This is a genomic window from Candidatus Enterococcus ikei (assembly GCF_017316105.1).
Classification (GTDB): Bacteria; Bacillota; Bacilli; order Lactobacillales; family Enterococcaceae; genus Enterococcus_L; species Enterococcus_L ikei.
In genome coordinates this window covers 25892-45480 of the sequence record NZ_JAFLWD010000048.1, presented here as the reverse complement: position 1 = coordinate 45480, position 19589 = coordinate 25892, and the positions used below count along the sequence as shown (strand labels likewise).

Below are 19589 nucleotides of genomic sequence, written 5' to 3'. Positions count from 1 at the left end.
TTAAAATAACAAACATATAATAAATATATTTCCCTTTAATATAAAAATAAATATGAATTGTGATTGATATTTAGTGCTTTCTTCTTTTAATATAAACAAAAACAAAATAATTAGGAATGTAGTTTTTATCTGATGTTTAGATAATAAAAAAATGGAAACCATCGTTTTTCTACAAAATTTGTGAGGAAAATATAAATAAGTTAATTTATTCAAGAAAGTCGTTGCATATACTTGATTTAACAATTAAAATAAAGGAAGCATGTTCAAAGAAAGTTGGAGGAGTTAAATGATAAATCAACCAAATCCTGCTGATCAACCGATCTTGACTAACCAAGAGAAAATGGTTAAAGGGTCTGCTTGGATGACAGCTAGTAATATAATTTCTCGTTTGTTGGGTGCAGTCTATATCATCCCATGGTATGCATGGATGGGTGAGCACGCTAATGAAGCAAATAGTTTATCTTCAATGGGATATACTGTCTATGCTCTTTTTTTATTGATATCAACAGCAGGGATTCCTGCAGCTATTGCTAAACAAACTTCTTATTACAATTCACTGAATGAATATAAGATTAGTAGGCAATTATTTTATAAGGCACTTCAATTAATGGCCATTCTAGGGGCTATCTTTGCAATCGTCATGTATCTTGCCTCACCACTTCTAGCCAAATGGTCAGGCGGCGGGGAAGAATTGATTCCGACGATGCGTTCGTTAAGCTTAGCTGTTTTGATTTTCCCGTGTATGAGTGTTGTGCGAGGGTATTTCCAAGGGAATCAAGACATGATGCCCTATGCGTTATCCCAAATTGTTGAACAAGTAGCCCGTGTTTTTTATATGTTACTGACGGCTTTCATCATTATGAAAGTTATCGATGGAGATTACGTTGATGCAGTAACGCAATCGACACTTGCGGCGTTTATCGGAATGTTAGCTAGTTTAGTTGTGTTGCTTTTCTACATTCGTAAACAAAAACCAATGTTTGACTATCTTGAAGCACACAGCGCTAATCAACATGAAGCATCAACTCGTGATTTATTGACAGAGACATTAAAAGAAGCTATTCCATTTATCATTGTCGGTTCAGGTGTGACGGTCTTTAAATTAGTGGATCAATTCACATTTTCTAATTTTATGAATACATTTACAACCTATTCTGGTAGTCAGCTACGTACTCTTTTTGCGATTTTTAATGCGAATCCAGACAAATTGACGATGGTTGTGATTGCTTTGGCAACGTCTATTTCAGCTACTGGATTGCCATTGATCACAGAAGCGATTACGTTAAAAAAATACCGAGATTTATCTAAATTGATCAGTAACAATTTACAATTGTTTATGTTTGTGATGCTACCTGCGACATTCGGAATGATCGTTTTAGCAAAACCACTATATACTATGTTTTACGCGCCCGATGCATTAGGTGTGTCAGTCTTGATCCAAGCTTGTTTTGCCGGGCTATTTATGGGGCTGTATATGTTATCGTCAACGATGTTGATGGGAATGTATGAAAATGAAGCAGCAATCAAATACTTCGCATTAGGTTTAATACTAAAATTAATTGTTCAATACCCAAGTATTCGTATGTTTGAAGTATATGGTCCATTAGTTGCGACAATGATTGGATTTTCTTTATCTTGTGTGTTGATCATGAGGAAAATCAAGAAAGTCAGTCACTTTAACTTTGGTTTGACGTTACGACGTAGCTTATTGATTTTCTTGATTACGTTAGTCATGATGGTCGCAGCAATCGTGATGCGACAATTCTTGTACCTTTTCTTAGACCCAACTCGCAAATTCCAATCCTTCGTGATCATTTTGATCGTAGCGGCATTTGGCGGAGCAGTTTATGGTTATATCACATTAAAATTGCGCTTAGCGGATAAATTACTAGGAGCAAGCGTAGGTAAAATTCGCCGTAAGTTGAAAATAAAATAGAACGAATCAAATAGCGGGACGCAATGTTCCGCTATTTTCTTAAGGAAAATAAGCTAACTCACTGTGTCAGTGATGCCTAATATCAAGGCTAAAAGCGATTTTTCAGTTTTTAAAATAGGAGGATCAATCATATGCGTTTAGATAAATTTCTTGCAGAAACTGGAATTGGCAGTCGAAAAGAAGCCAAACAGCTATTGAAAAAAAACTTAGTAACTGTAAATGATCGTGTTGTCAAAGATGGCAAAACACAGGTCAACGAAACACAAGATATTATTAAGTTTGCTGGAGAAGAACTAACTTATCAAAAATATTATTATTATATGCTGCACAAACCCCAGGGTGTGATTTCCGCAACCGAAGATAAATGGGATCAAACAGTAGTAGATTTATTGCGAGATGAAGATTATCGTGAAGATCTATTTCCAGTTGGTCGTCTGGATAAGGATACAGAGGGATTACTATTATTGACCAATGATGGGCAGCTTGCACATCAATTATTGTCTCCTAAAAAACATGTAGACAAAGAATACTTTGCTAAAGTTCAAGGAATCGTAACAGAAGAAGACATTCTTCATTTTGCTGCTGGTTTTGCTTTAACAAATAAAGAGCAGGTCAAACCAAGTAAGCTAGTGATCAAGTCAGTAGATGAAGTAAATGAAACTTCAGAGATATGCCTAATTATCCAAGAAGGAAAATTCCATCAAGTAAAGCGTATGTTTGAAGCAGTAGATAAAAAAGTTACCTATCTGAAACGGTTGCGAATGGGTCATTTATGGCTGGATGAAGACTTGGCTTTAGGGGAATATCGCGCTCTAACTGAGGCAGAACTTGACGGGCTAAAAATGCATAAATAAAAGAATGTTTACCTATTTTATAATCAGTTGTGAATGTTAAAAAGTACAAATAGATGTTGTTGCGACGAGTTAAAACAACGTCTATTTGTGTTTTCTTTGACTAGCTAGTCAATACAGGTATATACTTCTATTGACTAATTAGTCAATGAGGAGGAATAATAAAATGAAAGCCATTGAACTTAAAGGGTTAACCAAACTGTATAAAAAACAACCTGCTATTGATCAAGTAGATTTATCTGTAGAAAAGGGCGAAATATATGGTTTTATCGGACCGAATGGCGCTGGGAAATCAACAACGATCAAAGCCATGTTGAATTTCATTTACCCAGATCAAGGAACGGCTACCTTACTTGGTTTAGATAGTATCAAAGATGCGAAAGAAATTCGCAAAAGAACAGGTTATGTATCAAGTGATGTCCGCTTTTATCCTAACATGACTACATTGGAAGTTCTTAAATATGTAGCTGAGTTTCATCAACTAAAAAATAGCAAACAACAAATCGATTATTTTATAGAGTTATTCGCTATTGATGCCAAGAAAAAAATGTCAGAGTTGTCACTGGGAAATAAAAAGAAAATAGCAATTACCGCTGGAATTTTACCTAATCCAGAATTGTTGATATTAGATGAACCCACCAACGGATTGGACCCGCTGATGCAGCATCGTTTATTTGAAGAGTTGGAGAAGTATAATAAAAAAGGGATGACGATTTTTTTATCTAGTCATGATTTAAACGAAGTCCAACAGCATGCACATCGGGCAGCTTTTATTCGTGAAGGGAAGATTATCACCGTTCAAGATATTACCAAAGAAAAATCATTAGGCAAAGTAATCACATTAGTTGGAGATCAAATCCCGCTATCGTTGTTTGAAAAAATGGGTGCGGCTATTTTAAAACATCAGGGAAATGAAACCCGCTTATTTTATGAGGGAGATTTACATAAAGTTTTACCTTTGCTAGGGGATGCTTCAATTCAAGATTTTACAGTTACTAATCCTGAACTGGAAGATCAATTTATGGCTTTGTATGAAGGAGGCGATGGAAAATGATCACTGCTAAAATCGAAAGTAAAGGACTCATCAAAGGACTGATTATTTGGACTATTTTATTCGCTGTGATTATTTTTGGATTTAGTGCAGTCTATCCTCAAATGCATAGTTCAGCAATGAAAGACCTTCTAGATGCTAAATTGAGTGGATTGTCGCCAGCGTTATTAAAAACCTTCAACATCAGTGTGAATGGGCAATCAAGTTTTTTAGTTGCAGCGGGCTTCTTTGCTTATTATTTTCAATATATGTTTTTAGCGGCTTCTATTTATGCTATGATGCTGGGAAGTCAGGCGTTGATCAAAGAAGAAACAGATGGGACGATTGAGTTTTTATATGCTCAACCAGTAACGCGTATTGGGATCGTGACGAGTAAATTTCTAGCGAATTTCTTGATTTTAATTACTTTTTGGCTACTTTCATTTGGGGTTTCTGTAGGATCGACATTGTTATATCGTCAATCAACGGATTCGGTTACGACAATCACGAAAGAAATCAGTAAGATTTTTACCCAAGAAAGTTTGATTTTGTTGTTTTTCTTAGCCCTTGGCTTTTTTGTTTCAACGTTTTTAAAATCAAGTAAGCAAAGTACCAGTGTTTCTTTAGGCATTGTTTTTGGCTTTTATTTGATTGGGATTTTTGCTGATTTGAATGATTCATTTAGTTGGGCGAAGACTATTTCTCCGACACATATGGGGATTCCAAGTAATTTATTGGATAAAGGGTTATCTGTGGCAAATGTCGGTTTATTGAGTGTTTTGATTGTGTTTTTCTTAGGTGGAACATACATGGTTTACCAACGGAAGGATTTGAAAGTCTAGTGAAAGAAGTCAAGATCGATCAACAAAAATATGATCGGATTTTAACAGCGGCTTTAAAGCATTTTTCGAAATACGGCTATCAAAAAGCTAATACAGATGAAATAGCGAGCGAGGCTGGCGTTTCTAAAGGCTTGATTTTTCATTATTTTGGAAAAAAGCAAATGTTGTATGAACGCACAATCAGTGATGTGATTGATTTTTTAAGTGCGCAGTCTAAAGAATTATTTACAAAGCAGTATACGGACTTAGTAGAAGTCGTGGTTACATCAACTCGACTTAAAATGAAATTAGAAAAAGCCTATCCGGATCATCTTCATTTACTGATTACAGCATATGCACAAAAACAGAATTTACCTAAAGAAATCCAAGCAAAATTATCACAATATGTGGATGAAAATATGGCGATTGCGCAGCAACTTTTGACAGGTATTATTGAGCAGCTACCAATCAGAAAAGAAATTGCCCAGCAAGATGTGGTTCAATTAGTCTTAGGGGTATTTAATCAAATTTCTATGGAGAGTTTGCAGTTTTTAAACGCTCATCCAGAAGTAACAGAGGTCAAACAAATGCAGTTTTTAGCAGAGCGGGCAGAACTTTATATGGATATTTTACAAACAGGGTTTCTAGAAAATAAAGCAGAGGAAAAGTGAACGTCATTTTTCCTCTGTTTTATTATTTAAACGCTCAAATCGCTTCAAGTAATGGGGTAAATTCTTACTGATTTCAGTTGGTAAGACGACGTAATTTTCTTTTCCTAATTCTTCTCCAATCAAGCTGTGGAGATAAACAGCAGCGCAAAGAGCTGCTTCTTTATTTTGAAACTGAGCCAGAAAGCCCGTAATCATTCCAGCAAGTGTATCGCCCATTCCGCCAGTCGCCATAGCGGGAGTTCCTAGTGGGTTTCTGTATTGTGAAGAGGCAGTATAAATTTCTGTTTGATGGCTTTTTAAGACGATACTTGTATTTATTTGCTTTTGTGCGGATTGATTATTTTCAATTGTTTGGTTAGCGATTGTAAGTCCACTTAGTCGTTCCCACTCCATTTGATGAGGTGTGAACACCACTTGTTTTGGATAGTTCAAAGCATAATGATTTTGAGCAAATAACGTAATGGCAGATCCGTCAATTACGAACCATTGTTCAGGTTTTTGTTTTCGCAAAACTATTTCTAAAACTTGCTGACTATGAGTATCTAAACCTAAACCTGGTCCGACCAAAATCACATCCGCTGTATCGATTAAATCACTGAATTCTTGTGTGTCTGTCCAATCAAGCACCATCGCCTCAGGTAAACGAGCATGCAACGCTGTATGATTTTTCTCTGCGGTAATAACAGATGTTAAGCCGCAACCCGCTTTAACACAAGCTTCTGCACTCATGATGATTGCGCCACCGTATGTTTCATTTCCGCCAATCAATACAGCTCGTCCAAAGGTTCCTTTATGAGAAATTTGTGGACGAGATTGAATCACAGCAGTTAAATTTTCTTGTGATAATTCTTTCATCGAGGTCTCCTCCTTTAATGATTTATCCTTAGTATAAATCTGTTTCGAATGAAGAGCAAAATATTACGGAAAAAACTGTTCCCGCCTTTTTCTTTTAAGCCAGTTAGTGGTATGATGGGAAGGTAGAATAATGAATTGGAGTGACTAAAAAATGACAATTGATTGGCAAAAAGAAGTAGATGCACGTAAAGATGCGCTATTAGAAGATTTACAAAATTTATTACGCATCAACAGTGAGCGTGATGACTCTAAAGTAACACCAGAGGCACCATTTGGACCAGGACCTGTAGCGGGCTTAAAACATATGTTAGCGTATGGCGAGCGCGATGGTTTCGTTGTGAAAAACGTTGATAACTATGCTGGACACATCGAATACGGTGAAGGAGATGAAACATTAGGGATTTTCGGACATATGGACGTTGTACCTGCTGGTGATGGCTGGGATACAGATCCGTATGAACCTGTCATCAAAGACGGTAAAATCTTTGCCCGTGGCTCAAGCGATGATAAAGGCCCAAGTATGGCGGCTTATTATGCATTACGAATCATCAAAGACTTAGAGTTACCATTGTCTAAAAAAGTTCGTTTTGTCGTTGGTAGTGACGAAGAAAGCGGCTGGGGAGACATGGATTATTACTTCAAACATGAAGAAACACCTGATTTTGGTTTCTCTCCAGATGCAGAATTTCCAATCATCAATGGTGAAAAAGGGAACGTATCTTTATACGCGCGTTTTGGCGGATCAAGCGAAGGCGAATATGTTTTAGAGAGCTTCAATGCAGGCCTACGTGAAAATATGGTTCCAGGTACAGCGACTGCTGTGATCACTGTTCCAACTGCCGAAGCTGCTGAAAAAATGCAAGGCGCATTTAACGTTTTTGTCGATGAAGAACCAATTTCTGGTGAGTTAGAAGCAAATGGCACAACAGTTACGATCAAAGTTATTGGTAAAGGCGCACATGGTGCTAGCCCACAATCTGGGATCAATGCAGCAACATTCTTAGCTTTATTCTTAAACAGCTATGGATTTGCCGGTGCAGCCAAAGAATTTATCCAAGTTGCAGCAACACTTGTTCACGAAGATTTTTATGGTGAAAAATTAGGCGTAGCCTTCGAAGATGCTAAAATGGGTAAATTAACAATGAATGCTGGCTTATTCGTCTTCAACAAAGATGCTGAAGAAGGCAACTTTATGAGCTTGAATTTCCGTTACCCTAAAGGAACAACAGCAGCAGATTTAGAAGCTGGCGTAAAAGCAACAGCAGGCGCTATCGGTGCAGAAATCGTTCAAGGTGGACGCAACCAAGAACCACATTATGTTCCAGCGGATGATCCATTGGTTGAAACATTATTACAAGTTTACGAAGATCATACTGGTCAAAAAGGTCATGAACAAATCATCGGCGGCGGAACTTACGGACGTTTACTAAAACGTGGTGTGGCTTACGGCGCAATGTTCCCAGGCTATACAGATACAATGCATCAAGCAAATGAATTTATGGCATTGGATGATTTATTCCGTGCAACAGCAATTTACGCGGATGCGATTTATCGTTTGGCTAAATAGTAAACATCAAAGATTGTCTGAACTATTTTTCAATTAATCTTTATAAGTAAAATTGATTACATTAAAAATAAGGTAGAATATCGCTAACGAAACTAGTGATATTCTACCTTATTTTTGGTTTAAAGAACGAAAATCTTCAGCCGATGGTCATTTTTTTGAACTTTGGGCGAAAAACTGTTAAAGCGATAACCTCATAAAAATGATAAAGGTCACGCATCTATATGTCTCTTGAAACCGCTTACTTGTTGTTTTTTATATTTAGAAATCAAGGTATCATGAATAATGATATCTTGACTTATAGAAGTTGAGATGGTTAAAAATAAGAAACGTTTCTAAAAAGTCGTATGAGAGAATGTTGGATTTTTTCTATCTCCCCACTAAATAGTTAAAAGAAAGAAGGATGTGCAAAATTAATGAAAAAATTTTTTCGAATTTTAAGTGTCTTCCTTGTAGGAATAGCGACGATAGGTTATTTTCATTTGAATAATACAAGTATCAAAGCTGAAGATGAACCTGAGCAGCAGACACAAATACATAGAAGTACAGGAACAAGTAGAGCAACACTTGAAGGTGAAACTAGGAAAGTTTCTACCGGAGAGGAAATGAGAGATGCTGTAAACAATGATAAGGTGTCACAAATCGAAATGCTAAATAATATAACCATGGGTTTCACTGTTAAACCTAAAGAGATACGTAGAGATCTGGTCATTAGAGGAAATGGTTTTACTTTACAAATGACAGGCCACACTTGGGAGGTAAGATATGGGAAGCATACCTTTAGATTGGAAAATATGAGAGTAGGTTATAGTCTTGAAGGGGCAATGTTTGAGTATGCTGCTTATCCTTCTTCTCTTGCTAAAAGTTATATGGAAATGGAAAATGTAAGTGAGGCAGCAAATAATAAGGGGAGCATCACGAATTTAGGTTCTTCACATGTTGTTTTTACTGGTGGAAAGAATGAATTTAAGTCTACCAGAGCTAAACCTTATTTATTTGCACAGACGAGTATGACACTTAAAGGTGGTGCAGAAGTTTATATAGAGCAGCCTGACATTACAATAATAAAAAAAGTTACAGATACTTACGCAATGCCATATGATTTGAACATCACAGAAAATTCAAAGATGATTATTAATACAAAACAAAGTGATACACCTAAATCACCTCTAACAGGACTGAGATATATCGATGTAAATACTCAATCCTCTCTAGAAGTCAATGCTTTAGCATCAGATGCGTCAACTTCTGTGCCTGTTGTAGACTTTGATACTAATCCCACCTATTCCAGTGGTTTATATGTGACTGGAGCTGGTGAAATATCTATTTCTGGAACAGGTAGTCGTATGGGGATCAATCTTCCTGGAGAAGTATACGGTACAGCCGTTAGTGCTACGAATAAGTCAAAGCTGAATGTGAAAACAAAACTTGGGTCTAATGTTGTTGTAGGAAACGGAAAGGATACAACAATTAAGGCGACTGGAGGAAGTCAAATAGATTTTGAAGGGGCTGGAGAAAAAGTAATAGATGTTACTGCAGTGTCACCTCAAATTAATGTTTCGCAGAATAGTAGAATCAATGTTCAACATAATACCAAAACAGCAGGATCAAGTATCAACATGTATGGAAAGGGTACTTTATCTACACATAAAACGGCAATTAATGTAACCAGTTCTAGTGAGTTGAATATGCAACGTAATGGAGGGGATGCTGGATCAAATGTTTATTTAGAAGGCACTCTTCCAACGGTGAATGTGACAACAGGGAGTAAGACTACTTTAAAAAATTCAGGAATAAGTTCTTTGTGGATGAAAGGAAGTAATACCCAGTTTACTGTATCTGAAAGTGAATTTAATCAGGAAAGCACCTCACAAACTTGGAGTATGGCAGCTGGTGGAATTCATATGGTTGGAAATGCACCAAATATGATGATAGAAAAGAATAGCTCTGTGAAGTTGAATGGATTAACCTCTCCAACCATTCAACTGGATGGAACGGGTGCTAAATTATCAGTCACTGGCGGATCAAAAATGAACAGTAAAGTTGGCGATACAGATAGTATCCGCTTGCTTGGGAATCAGCCGCAGTTAACTGTTTCTGGAGTGGGAACATTGTTTGTATCTGAAAGCAATCGTCAAAGATTTGTAGATGGAGCGGGTACGATTTACTTAGGAAATCCTGATGTAGACAGCCTATCTAAAGATGCAACTATTACGGTAGAGGATCAGGCAGTAGTAAATTTGATATCGAATTTATCAAGTGCAATGGTTATGCAGTCAAGCTATGGCGTATTTAATTTATCTTCTGGTGCCAAGATAAACCTTAAGTCAGGGCCTACCGATGGCTATGTTAACAATGCAAATGCAACCTTAAGATTTATGAGAAGTGGATATGAAAGCAGGCAAAATGGTCATTATCTATTTAATATTGATAATGCGGAAATGAACATTGAAAAAAGCGGTGGAAGCGCTGCTGGGGTTAGATTGTTTGGTCATGGAAACCAAGTGAATGTAAAAAATAATGGGAAGTTCACGATAAATAATCCTGGAAACGGCACTCCTAATGATGGTGGAGACGCGGTAGGAAATCAAGGGGTTCACTATATAAAGGCCTCTGATATAACAGGAGATAGAAATGAATTTAATGTAACTGGACAAGGTTCAGAAGTAAGAATTGCTGCTAATTCAGGTCCAGCAATTGATATGCATGATCAACCAGGCTTGATTACTGCTTCAAATGGTGGTTACTTTGAAGCTAGAGGGAAGACCGCTACGACAAATACAGGAATTTTTAGAACATCGGATCGATTAGATGTTGTATTTGATAAACCATTATTCATGGACTTTACGAATACTCGAGGAAATGGTGGGAATATTTTCACAGTGAATAGTAGCTCAACATTAACGGCTACTAAGAGTGACTTATCTTTATGGAAGAAAGGAACTGGCGTAGAGCAAGATCCGGACTTAAATTTTATTGATTTAAATTATGCGTTCAAAGGCTCTAACTTTGACACGCTTGGTACGACGAATAGACCAGGTGATTTCAATACCAATACAATTGGCACACAAGGATTAACGAACTATACTCGATTAAGTAGTAATAACGCTCGCTGGGCTGTGGCAGATGTCCTTCGGGTGCCAACGACTGCGGACAAAAAAATTCATGGTCGATTGAGTGTACCAGTAGGACTGAATCGAACACGACCAGCATGGGATAATGAAGTAGAAGCTACTGTAGAAGTACAGAGAGCAAGCGGAGAAAAAGAAATTTATGAAAAAGTGAAATCAGTAGGGGATAGTAAAGCGAAACCTGGTATTAGTATTTATGGAGAGAAACCTCAAGGAGGACTTTTTGAAATTGATACAGGGAAATATTTTGAAGTTGGAGATAAAGTTACCATTACAAAAGTAAACTTAACAAGTGGGGAATTAACGCCAGGATTTGATAATCAAATTTTGACAAAAACAGTCGAACCATTCCAAATCATACCTCCAAAGCCTGTTACGGTCGAAAGTAATGCGATTAACAATCAAGCCACAAGTATCAAAGGGCATGTGGAAGATAGAACGGTAGAAATTACGGCTACATTAAACGGACAACCTCTGGATACATCTAGTGTAGTTGTTGATGAAATGGGGAACTTTGAGCTGTCTCTGGAAGCTATGACGTTAAAAAAAGGGGATGAAATTCAACTCTTTGCTAGAGACCATGAAGGGTCAGCACTAAAAGCAGGAATAGTGAATCCACCGATAACGAACAATGATACAGGGAATAGTAACCCTAGCCAAAAATTGACTTTTCATGATACATTATTTGAAGCTGCACCTACAATTAATGTGAGTGAGCTCATGCCTTTAAGCGTTCTATTCCAAGATGAAAATGGTCGGGCGGTTCATAAAACGTTGACAATGTTCAAAGAACCAAATGAATCGGTTGATTTAACGAAGGAAGAGCAGATTACAAGCGCGATTCAGACATTAAAAAAACAAGAATACAATCTATTAAAAAAACCGAAACCAGAAGTAATCATAATGAACGAGGGAAAGGCTGTCGTTTATCAATTTATGGGCCCAACAGAAGAACTAATCTCAGACAAAGAACCGCAGACAGATGAATTTACGATTCGGGCCGTTTCTGACTTTAAATTCCCAAATGCGCCGATCGGGACAACGCGGGCATCCAAATTAGATAAAGTAACGCTTGAACCATGGGAAGGTACAAAAGGCTATAGTTCAGGAATTGAAGTGGCAGATATGTCTGGAACTGCCAAGGGGTGGAATGTGAAAGTAGCCATGACAACACCCTTGCAAACAACTGAGGGGAAAGAACTAAAAGGCTGGGAATTGTATATTCCAACTGAAAAAGTAAAGTCTGGCGGAGTAGAAACCAAAGACGCAATTGGACATTCGGTGACCGTGACTAAAGAAGGCGCAACAGGATCTGTCTTTAGTGCAGCCCAAGGTAAAGGCAAAGGCCGATTTATAAACATATTCGAATCCTTTACAGAAGAAGCAACAACCGAAGAAGGACTTACTAGGAAAAAAGGTGTTCAACTGACTGTTCCAAGTGGTGCGTATAAAGGTGCATATCAAGGGAAATTGACTTGGACGTTGCAGAATGTACCAAATTAAACAATTTGATGAACTATTTTTAGAACAATAATCAAAACCTGACAGACAGTTGTCAGGTTTTTTTCTGTACAATAGAAACAAGTCGTTAGAAACATCGGATATTTTCAAGTATACTTATAAACATACTTAAAAATAGTGAAAGATTATCTAAAGATAAATAGTGTACGCATACAAGAAAAATGAGGTGAATAGATGATTAATTTTCAAAATGTGTCCAAAAGATACAATGATCAGTTAGTATTAGAAGATTTCGATATCTCAATTGAAGATGGTGAATTCTTTGTACTGGTAGGTCCAAGTGGAAGCGGTAAAACTACCACTTTAAAAATGATCAATCGGTTAATCGAACCAACGGATGGTGATATTTATTTTAATGATCGCAGACTAATTGATTATAATCTAAAAGAATTACGCTTAACGATCGGCTATGTTCTCCAACAAATCGCCCTTTTTCCAAATCTGACAGTTGCTGAAAATATCGAATTGATCCCCGAAATGAAACATTGGAACAAAGCCCAACGACGTGAAAGAACGGAAGAGTTGCTAAGAAAAGTTAGCTTATCACCTGAAGACTATCTTCACCGAAAACCAGCTGAACTATCTGGTGGGGAGCAACAACGTATTGGAATTTTACGTGCGATTGCAGCTAAACCTGACATCATTTTAATGGATGAACCGTTTAGTGCGCTAGATCCGATTTCTAAAGGTCAATTGCAACTATTAATCAAAGAACTGCATAAAGAATTAGCTAGCACCGTTGTTTTCGTCACCCATGATATGAATGAAGCCTTACTTTTAGGCGATCGAATTTGTGTGATGAAAGAGGGGAAAATCGTTCAAACAGATACACCAGAAGCAATCAAAAGCCACCCAGCTAATGAATTTGTGGCACAGTTTTTCCAAAATGAACACGCCAACTTGGAAAATTATTGTGCGGAAGACTTATTAGCATCTGGGTTTATAGAAGATGGACAAGTAAATAGTGAAACAACCGTGAATCTAAGTACAGATCTACCAACGGTGATTCGCTTACTGGTAGATGGAAAAACGGTTGTACTAGTTGATGAGAAAGGACCTATCGGTGAAATCACAGATCGAACGATTTTACGCTTCTTAGAGACGAAGATAGAAAAAGGTGATCAATAATATGGGAAAACTGATCGAAACATTCGTTGCTCGTAAAGAAGACTTTATTCAAGCGGTCGTTGAGCATATCCAACTATCGTTATTGTCATTATTGATTGCGATTCTTATCGCAATTCCGTTAGCAATTCTACTGACGAATTACAAAAAAGTCGCTGAATTTGTTCTGCAAATCACTGGGATTTTTCAAACAATTCCTTCATTAGCACTACTTGGTCTATTGATTCCAGTTATCGGTATCGGAAGTCCACCAGCAATCGTTGCGTTAGTGATTTATGCCCTATTTCCGATTTTGCAAAATACCTATACAGGTCTGACAGAAATCGATCCTTCCTTAGAAGAAGCGGCGGAAGCCTTTGGGATGAATAAACGAGAAAAACTAATCAAATTTGAACTGCAATTAGCCTTACCATATATCATTTCAGGAATTCGTACGGCGACAGTTATGATCATCGGAACGGCAACGCTTGCGGCACTGATCGGTGCAGGAGGTCTCGGAACATTCATCTTACTAGGAATCGACCGAAATAATGTCTACCTGATCTTGATCGGCGCAATTTCTTCTGCTGTCTTGGCGGTCTTGTTTAACTTTGGGATTCATTTGTTGGAAAAAGCCACAGTGAAACGCATCGTAGCAGCATTTATGGTCTTACTTGCTTTATTAGTGGGTTCATTTGTCTATACTCATCAAGAAGCAGAACAAAAAGAAATCACGGTTGCAGGAAAATTAGGTGCAGAACCGGATATTCTGATCAACATGTATAAAGAATTGATCGAAGCGAATAGTGATATCCACGTAAATCTAAAATCAAACTTTGGGAAAACCAGTTTCTTATTTAATGCTTTGAAATCTGGAGAAATCGATGTTTATCCTGAATTTACTGGAACCGTTCTTGAAACATTTTTGAAGGACAACAAAAACACATCCAATGATCCAAGAGAAGTGTACGAATACGCACGAGATCAAATCAAGAAACAAGAAAATATGGATTACCTTGAACCAATGCGTTATCAAAATACGTATGCAGTAGCAGTCAAACGATCATTTGCAGAAGAGAATGGGTTGAAAACAATTGAAGATCTGAAAAAAGTTGAAAGTCAGTTAAAAGCTGGTTTTACACTTGAGTTTATCGATCGTGAAGATGGGTATAAAGGATTGCAAAAATTGTATAACTTGAATTTAGATGTGAAGTCGATGGAACCGTCATTGCGTTACCAAGCAATCAATAATGGCGATGTTAATGTGGTAGATGCGTATTCGACTGATAGTGAGTTGAAGCAATACGATTTAGTGATTTTAAAAGATAATAAACAACTATTTCCACCCTATCAAGGTGCGCCATTGCTGAAAGCTGAGACGCTTGAGAAATATCCGGAGTTAAAAGAACTATTGCAGCCTTTGGTTGGTAAGATCACGGAAGAAGAGATGAGTGAGATGAATTATCAAGTGAATGTGGAACAAAAAGATCCCGCGACGGTTGCGCATGATTATTTAGCGGAGCATAAGATGTTGGAAAAATAGTAATTGATAAATGAACAGATACAACGAGGGAAATGAATCGTTATCTTCCTTGTTGTATCTGTTCTGACTATCATAAGTTGTTTTTTGTATGCTTTATAAGGTATAATAAACAAGAAGGTAATCGAGTTCAATCACGATTACAAAAAAGCCAGTGCTGATAACACTGACTCTTTAGTTGAATATTGACTAAAGCTCGATAAGAAGAATTGCCACTATCTTACTTTAGCGGGTCAGATAGTGGTCTTTTTTTACTCAAAAATAGAAGTGATAAAAAGTTTAATCCCTTCGACAATATAGTAAGCCACAAGCGTGACGACTATTTTCGAAGCGATATCTTTTAACAAATCTTTCAAGGACCGCTTTTCCAATGCATTAAAGCAGGACAAAAGCGATAAAGACATATCTTTATGGCATCAACTCCTTTTTCAGAGCTTCAGCCGTTATTCAACTAGTTATAGTATATCAAAGATTGTATCGATAGTGTATTAAATATTTTACAAAATAGTAACGAGCAAACAGTCAGCCGTGAAGAATGTTTATTTGATCGAATGCTACGTATTCTAGTAGATAGCATTCTTTCTTACTATACGCATTATTGACCTGGGCAACTTGATTAATCAGTTCGTGCTGATTTTTTTTGGCTTCAAAATAGTAAGTGACCGCTTACTATTTTGAGGTGTCGGCTGTTTCCTCGTTACTATCATGGCTCCAATGATCTGTCATAAAAAAGGCTTGCTCCGTCAAAAGTTAGCACAAAATCAACAGATCATTACAGCAGTAACGCATGGTGAGAGAAGTAAGATTTGCGGTAACTTCCTCGAAAACGATTGTTCAAATCTAAAAAAAGAGTTGCGCAACCGTAAAATAGAACGAAAAAAAACGGTATTGGACACCTGCCAATACCGCGCTAAGTACAATTAAGAAGCATTGACCTGTTTTTGTCGTTAAACTCAGAACATCAGAAAAAACACTAGTAATTTCATGAAATATTGAGTAAAATAAAAACAGTCAATGAAAATTGACTAGGGCAACTTGTACATTCAGTGTCGTCTGATTGTATAAGGCTCTGTGGGAGGACGACCAATCTTCCTGCAGAGTGCCTTTTTATTTTGTCTAGCTGAACGAAGTTCGTTTGGCTAGATTTTTTTTCGTTCTATCCCATTCTATTTTAATTTAAGTGGGGTGGAGAGTCAATGGGGGAATGTAAGTTTGTGTGAAAAAAATTATTAAGAGTATGTTTGATCGATTCATTTGATTGCAATATACAACTTTTTGTTTATTTGTTATAATGGATGTATTGAATAGTTAACGAAAGAATTAGCATAGATAAAAGTTTATAGTTATTGGATTTCTTTTTAGTTTTAAATAGATATTAAATGATTAAGTCAATAATATACTATTTAATGGTAATTTTTTTATTAATTAATATTTTGAATAAGAGATGAAGTTATTGATTGGATGGGAAGAGTTATGACTTATTTAGAATCAAGCAAGAATCCTAAGCCTTTTTTGAGATGGGCTGGAGGCAAAAAATGGTTAGTCAAACATTTACAAGATATTTTGAAAGATAAAGAGTACAATAATTACTATGAGCCTTTTTTAGGTGGCGGCTCGCTATTTTTTTCAATAAATCCCGATAATGAAGTATATTTATCAGATTTAAATGAGGATTTGATTAATGCCTATACGTTCATTCAAAAGGAACCGAATGAAATAATCAATCAATTAAAAATGTATAAAAATAATGAAGAATTCTATTATGACATGAGAAATAAGGAAATTTCCGATCCTGTATTGAGAGCGGCGAGATTTATTTACTTGAATAAAACTTCTTTTAACGGAATTTATCGTGTGAATAATAAGGGGAAATATAACGTTCCTTTTGGTTTTAGAGAAAATTATAACATTGAAGAAGATAATTTGTATTTAGTAAGTGAGAGATTAAAGAATGTGAGTATCACTTATGGTGACTTTTATGATAGCAAAGAGAGAATACGAGAAGGAGATCTAGTCATTTTAGATCCGCCGTACACAGTTTCGCATAATGAGAATGGTTTCATTAAATATAATCAACATCTTTTTTCTTTATATGATCAACATAGATTAAGTGAATTCATAGATTATATAAAAGAGATCGGAGCATATTATGTTTTAACTAATGCAGCTCATGAAAAAATAATTGAAATTTTCGAAAAAGACGGGGACATTCGATATGACTTATCTCGAGCAAATTTAATTGGAGGAAAGAATGCGAAAAGAGGAAAAATAAAAGAATTCGTTTTTACTAATATTACAGGGGGATAATCTAATGAATGAAAATTATGATGTTATTATTGATGGCAAAGAGCTTGCTTCAAAGAAAAAACTTGTAACTAAAGAGTATGATTATTTGAGTGTAAAACATAACGATCTGGATGAATATTTAAAGAGTGGGTGGGAAGTTGAAAAAGAATATAAATCGGTTGTCAGAATAAAGAAAAATAAATCTGAAAAAGAACTATTTGTAAATACTTGTTGGAATTTGTTCAGTAATTTAGGGTTTGAAAAAATGAATTCGAATCAAGTTGAAATTGGTTCCTCTCAGGTGGATATTGTAGCTATCGATGATGAAACTGTTATATTTGCATTTTGTCGTTTTTCAGATCAGATTCAAGTAAGAGACGATCTGTTGACTGATATTGAAAGCATTGTTAACAATAGAGAAAACTGCATCAAATATGCAAGAAATTTCCCTGATGGTAAGAAAAGAAAACATTCAATAATACTTATAACAAAAAATTATTTATTGACTGACAGATCTGCATCGCTTATGGATGGTAAAATAATTCATTTTAATGAAGAAAACGTGAAGTATTACGAGGATTTGGCCAATCATTTAGGAAGTGTATCACGTTTTCAATTATTAGGATATTTATTTTCCGGACAAAAAATACCTGAAATGGATAATAGAATACCAGCTATTGAAGGCGAAATGGGAGGGTATAAATATTACTCTTTTTCAATTGAACCAGAAAAACTTTTAAAGGTAGGTTATGTATTACATAGAAATAATGCAAATAAGGGAATGATGCCAACCTATCAAAGGATTATTAAGAAAAATAGACTAACTTCTATACAGTCTTTTGTAGAAAATGGTGGATTCTTTCCCAATTCTCTTATAATAAATATTGAAGCGAAAAAAATAAATTTTGATTATTCAGAACGACAGGTAGAAAATGCTCTTTCGAGAATCGGGGTTCTTCATCTACCTAAAGTATATAGGTCAGCCTATATTATTGACGGGCAACATAGACTTTATGGTTATGCGAATTCAAAATATGCACAAACAAATTCAATCCCTGTTGTTGCTTTTATAAATTTAGAAAAATATCAGCAAGTAAAACTATTTATGGAGATAAATGAAAATCAAAAAGCTGTTCCTAAAAATTTAAGAACAACTCTAAATGCTGATATACTAGGAGCATCAAAATATTTTTTTGAAAGACAAATTGCTCTAAAATCTCAAATTGCCCAAAATCTAGCAGAAGATTTAGACTCTCCGTTACTACAAAGGATCATTGTTGGAGAAAATCCAACGACTGAAAGATGTAACATCACTTTAGATACTATTCAGCAAGCGCTAGATCAAAGTGACTTTTTTGATATGTATTCTAAAAAAAGTAATGATTTATTGGTGCAAGGAACACTGGATACTGGCACTAACGAAGAAACAGAAGTTATTGTTATGAAGTTTTTAAAGGAAAATTTTTATTATATTGAACAAAAATTACAAGGCGAGTGGAATGAAACGGAAAAGTCTAGAAATTTTTTAGTAACAAACCCTGGTATTTATAGTTTAATAAAAGTAATGAATGATATTGTTAATTTCATAACTGAACAAGATAATATTGATATAAAAAAAATCTCAATTGAAGAATTATTAGAAAAGATGAAAATATATCTTGATGTGATTATCTCCTTCTATAAAAATGTATCCTTTGATGAGCGAACTAAAATCAAAAAAACATATGGAGGTAATGGGAAGAAGCTATATTGGAGAACGTTACAAAAAGAGCTTCACAGAGAGTTTCCGGAGTTTTCTCCAGCTGAAATGATCTCATTTTGGAAAGATAATGATAAGCGATTTAATGAAATTACGTACTCCTATATAAGGGAGATAGAACTTTATATGCGTGAAGATTTTAAAGAGAAATTACAAGAGAAATATGGTGATGATTGGTTTAATAAGTTGCCTAAAACTGTTTATGATCAAGCAAATAAATTAGCTTCAGATAAAAATTATGGGCAACCTCAAGAAAAAGCGGTAGATCCTTGGACGTGTCTAAATTTCATTCATTTTAGAGATATCGCACTTAATAATTGGCAAGATCTATTCTCAAATAAATATACATTACCAGAAGAAAAGGGAAGAAGTGGAAAAAAAGAAGATAAAACAAAGTGGATGGTGAAATTATCAGGTATAAGAAATGAAAATTCCCATGTATATGTCAGTGTGAAGGAAGAAGAGTATAAGTTTGCCGAAAAAATTCATAATTGGCTGATAAAATGAATAATGTATTAAA

12 protein-coding genes are annotated in these 19589 nt (G+C 35.8%); 11 read left to right on the top strand and 1 reads right to left on the bottom strand.

The window, feature by feature from the left end:
• Positions 1–286: 286 nt before the first annotated feature.
• From JZO69_RS15660 to JZO69_RS15640, 5 genes are all read left to right on the top strand, one after another.
• Positions 287–1936: a putative polysaccharide biosynthesis protein gene (locus tag JZO69_RS15660; RefSeq protein ID WP_207113758.1), complete on the top strand. Its 1650-nt coding sequence runs from the start codon at positions 287–289 to the stop codon at positions 1934–1936.
• Positions 1937–2067: 131 nt separating this feature from the next.
• On the top strand, positions 2068–2790 hold the full coding sequence (locus JZO69_RS15655) for a pseudouridine synthase (protein ID WP_207113757.1): 723 nt from the start codon (positions 2068–2070) through the stop codon (positions 2788–2790).
• 163 nt (positions 2791–2953) lie between these two features.
• A complete protein-coding gene (locus JZO69_RS15650) occupies positions 2954–3841 on the top strand; it encodes an ABC transporter ATP-binding protein (RefSeq protein ID WP_207113756.1) in 888 nt (295 codons plus the stop codon).
• A complete protein-coding gene (locus JZO69_RS15645; protein ID WP_207113755.1) occupies positions 3838–4659 on the top strand; it encodes a DUF2705 family protein in 822 nt (273 codons plus the stop codon). The genes JZO69_RS15650 and JZO69_RS15645 overlap by 4 nt, the downstream gene beginning before the upstream one ends.
• Positions 4659–5309 (top strand): TetR family transcriptional regulator, encoded by a 651-nt coding sequence (locus JZO69_RS15640; RefSeq protein WP_207113754.1) that lies wholly within the window; start codon positions 4659–4661, stop codon positions 5307–5309. The genes JZO69_RS15645 and JZO69_RS15640 overlap by 1 nt, the downstream gene beginning before the upstream one ends.
• Before the next feature lie 3 nt (positions 5310–5312).
• Here the strand turns inward: JZO69_RS15640 and JZO69_RS15635 are convergent, their stop codons facing one another.
• On the bottom strand, positions 5313–6164 hold the full coding sequence (locus JZO69_RS15635) for an NAD(P)H-hydrate dehydratase (RefSeq protein ID WP_207113753.1): 852 nt from the start codon (positions 6162–6164) through the stop codon (positions 5313–5315).
• Between the two features lie 151 nt (positions 6165–6315).
• On the opposite strand from JZO69_RS15635, the gene pepV reads away from it, so the two are divergent.
• The 6 genes from pepV to JZO69_RS15605 all read left to right on the top strand — a co-directional run bounded on the left by pepV (position 6316) and on the right by JZO69_RS15605 (position 19576).
• Positions 6316–7731: a dipeptidase PepV gene (pepV, locus tag JZO69_RS15630; RefSeq protein ID WP_207113752.1), complete on the top strand. Its 1416-nt coding sequence runs from the start codon at positions 6316–6318 to the stop codon at positions 7729–7731.
• Between the two features lie 413 nt (positions 7732–8144).
• Positions 8145–12362, top strand: coding sequence for a WxL domain-containing protein (locus JZO69_RS15625; RefSeq protein ID WP_207113751.1), 4218 nt, complete (start codon positions 8145–8147; stop codon positions 12360–12362).
• A gap of 192 nt (positions 12363–12554) precedes the next feature.
• Positions 12555–13508, top strand: a complete 954-nt coding sequence (locus JZO69_RS15620; RefSeq protein ID WP_207113750.1) for an ABC transporter ATP-binding protein — start codon at positions 12555–12557, stop codon at positions 13506–13508.
• A gap of 1 nt (position 13509) precedes the next feature.
• Positions 13510–15027: an ABC transporter permease/substrate-binding protein gene (locus tag JZO69_RS15615; RefSeq protein WP_207113749.1), complete on the top strand. Its 1518-nt coding sequence runs from the start codon at positions 13510–13512 to the stop codon at positions 15025–15027.
• A gap of 1470 nt (positions 15028–16497) precedes the next feature.
• Positions 16498–17331 (top strand): DNA adenine methylase, encoded by an 834-nt coding sequence (locus JZO69_RS15610; protein ID WP_207113748.1) that lies wholly within the window; start codon positions 16498–16500, stop codon positions 17329–17331.
• Between the two features lie 4 nt (positions 17332–17335).
• Positions 17336–19576, top strand: coding sequence for a DGQHR domain-containing protein (locus JZO69_RS15605; protein WP_207113747.1), 2241 nt, complete (start codon positions 17336–17338; stop codon positions 19574–19576).
• Positions 19577–19589 lie beyond the last annotated feature (13 nt).

Coding starts and splice junctions, on each gene's coding strand:
- JZO69_RS15645 (WP_207113755.1), top strand. CDS start 3,838: ATGATCACTGCTAAAATCGAAAGTAAAGGACTCATCAAAGGACTGATT.
- pepV (WP_207113752.1), top strand. CDS start 6,316: ATGACAATTGATTGGCAAAAAGAAGTAGATGCACGTAAAGATGCGCTA.
- JZO69_RS15615 (WP_207113749.1), top strand. CDS start 13,510: ATGGGAAAACTGATCGAAACATTCGTTGCTCGTAAAGAAGACTTTATT.
- JZO69_RS15605 (WP_207113747.1), top strand. CDS start 17,336: ATGAATGAAAATTATGATGTTATTATTGATGGCAAAGAGCTTGCTTCA.
- JZO69_RS15610 (WP_207113748.1), top strand. CDS start 16,498: ATGACTTATTTAGAATCAAGCAAGAATCCTAAGCCTTTTTTGAGATGG.
- JZO69_RS15660 (WP_207113758.1), top strand. CDS start 287: ATGATAAATCAACCAAATCCTGCTGATCAACCGATCTTGACTAACCAA.
- JZO69_RS15620 (WP_207113750.1), top strand. CDS start 12,555: ATGATTAATTTTCAAAATGTGTCCAAAAGATACAATGATCAGTTAGTA.
- JZO69_RS15625 (WP_207113751.1), top strand. CDS start 8,145: ATGAAAAAATTTTTTCGAATTTTAAGTGTCTTCCTTGTAGGAATAGCG.
- JZO69_RS15655 (WP_207113757.1), top strand. CDS start 2,068: ATGCGTTTAGATAAATTTCTTGCAGAAACTGGAATTGGCAGTCGAAAA.
- JZO69_RS15650 (WP_207113756.1), top strand. CDS start 2,954: ATGAAAGCCATTGAACTTAAAGGGTTAACCAAACTGTATAAAAAACAA.
- JZO69_RS15635 (WP_207113753.1), bottom strand. CDS start 6,164: ATGAAAGAATTATCACAAGAAAATTTAACTGCTGTGATTCAATCTCGT.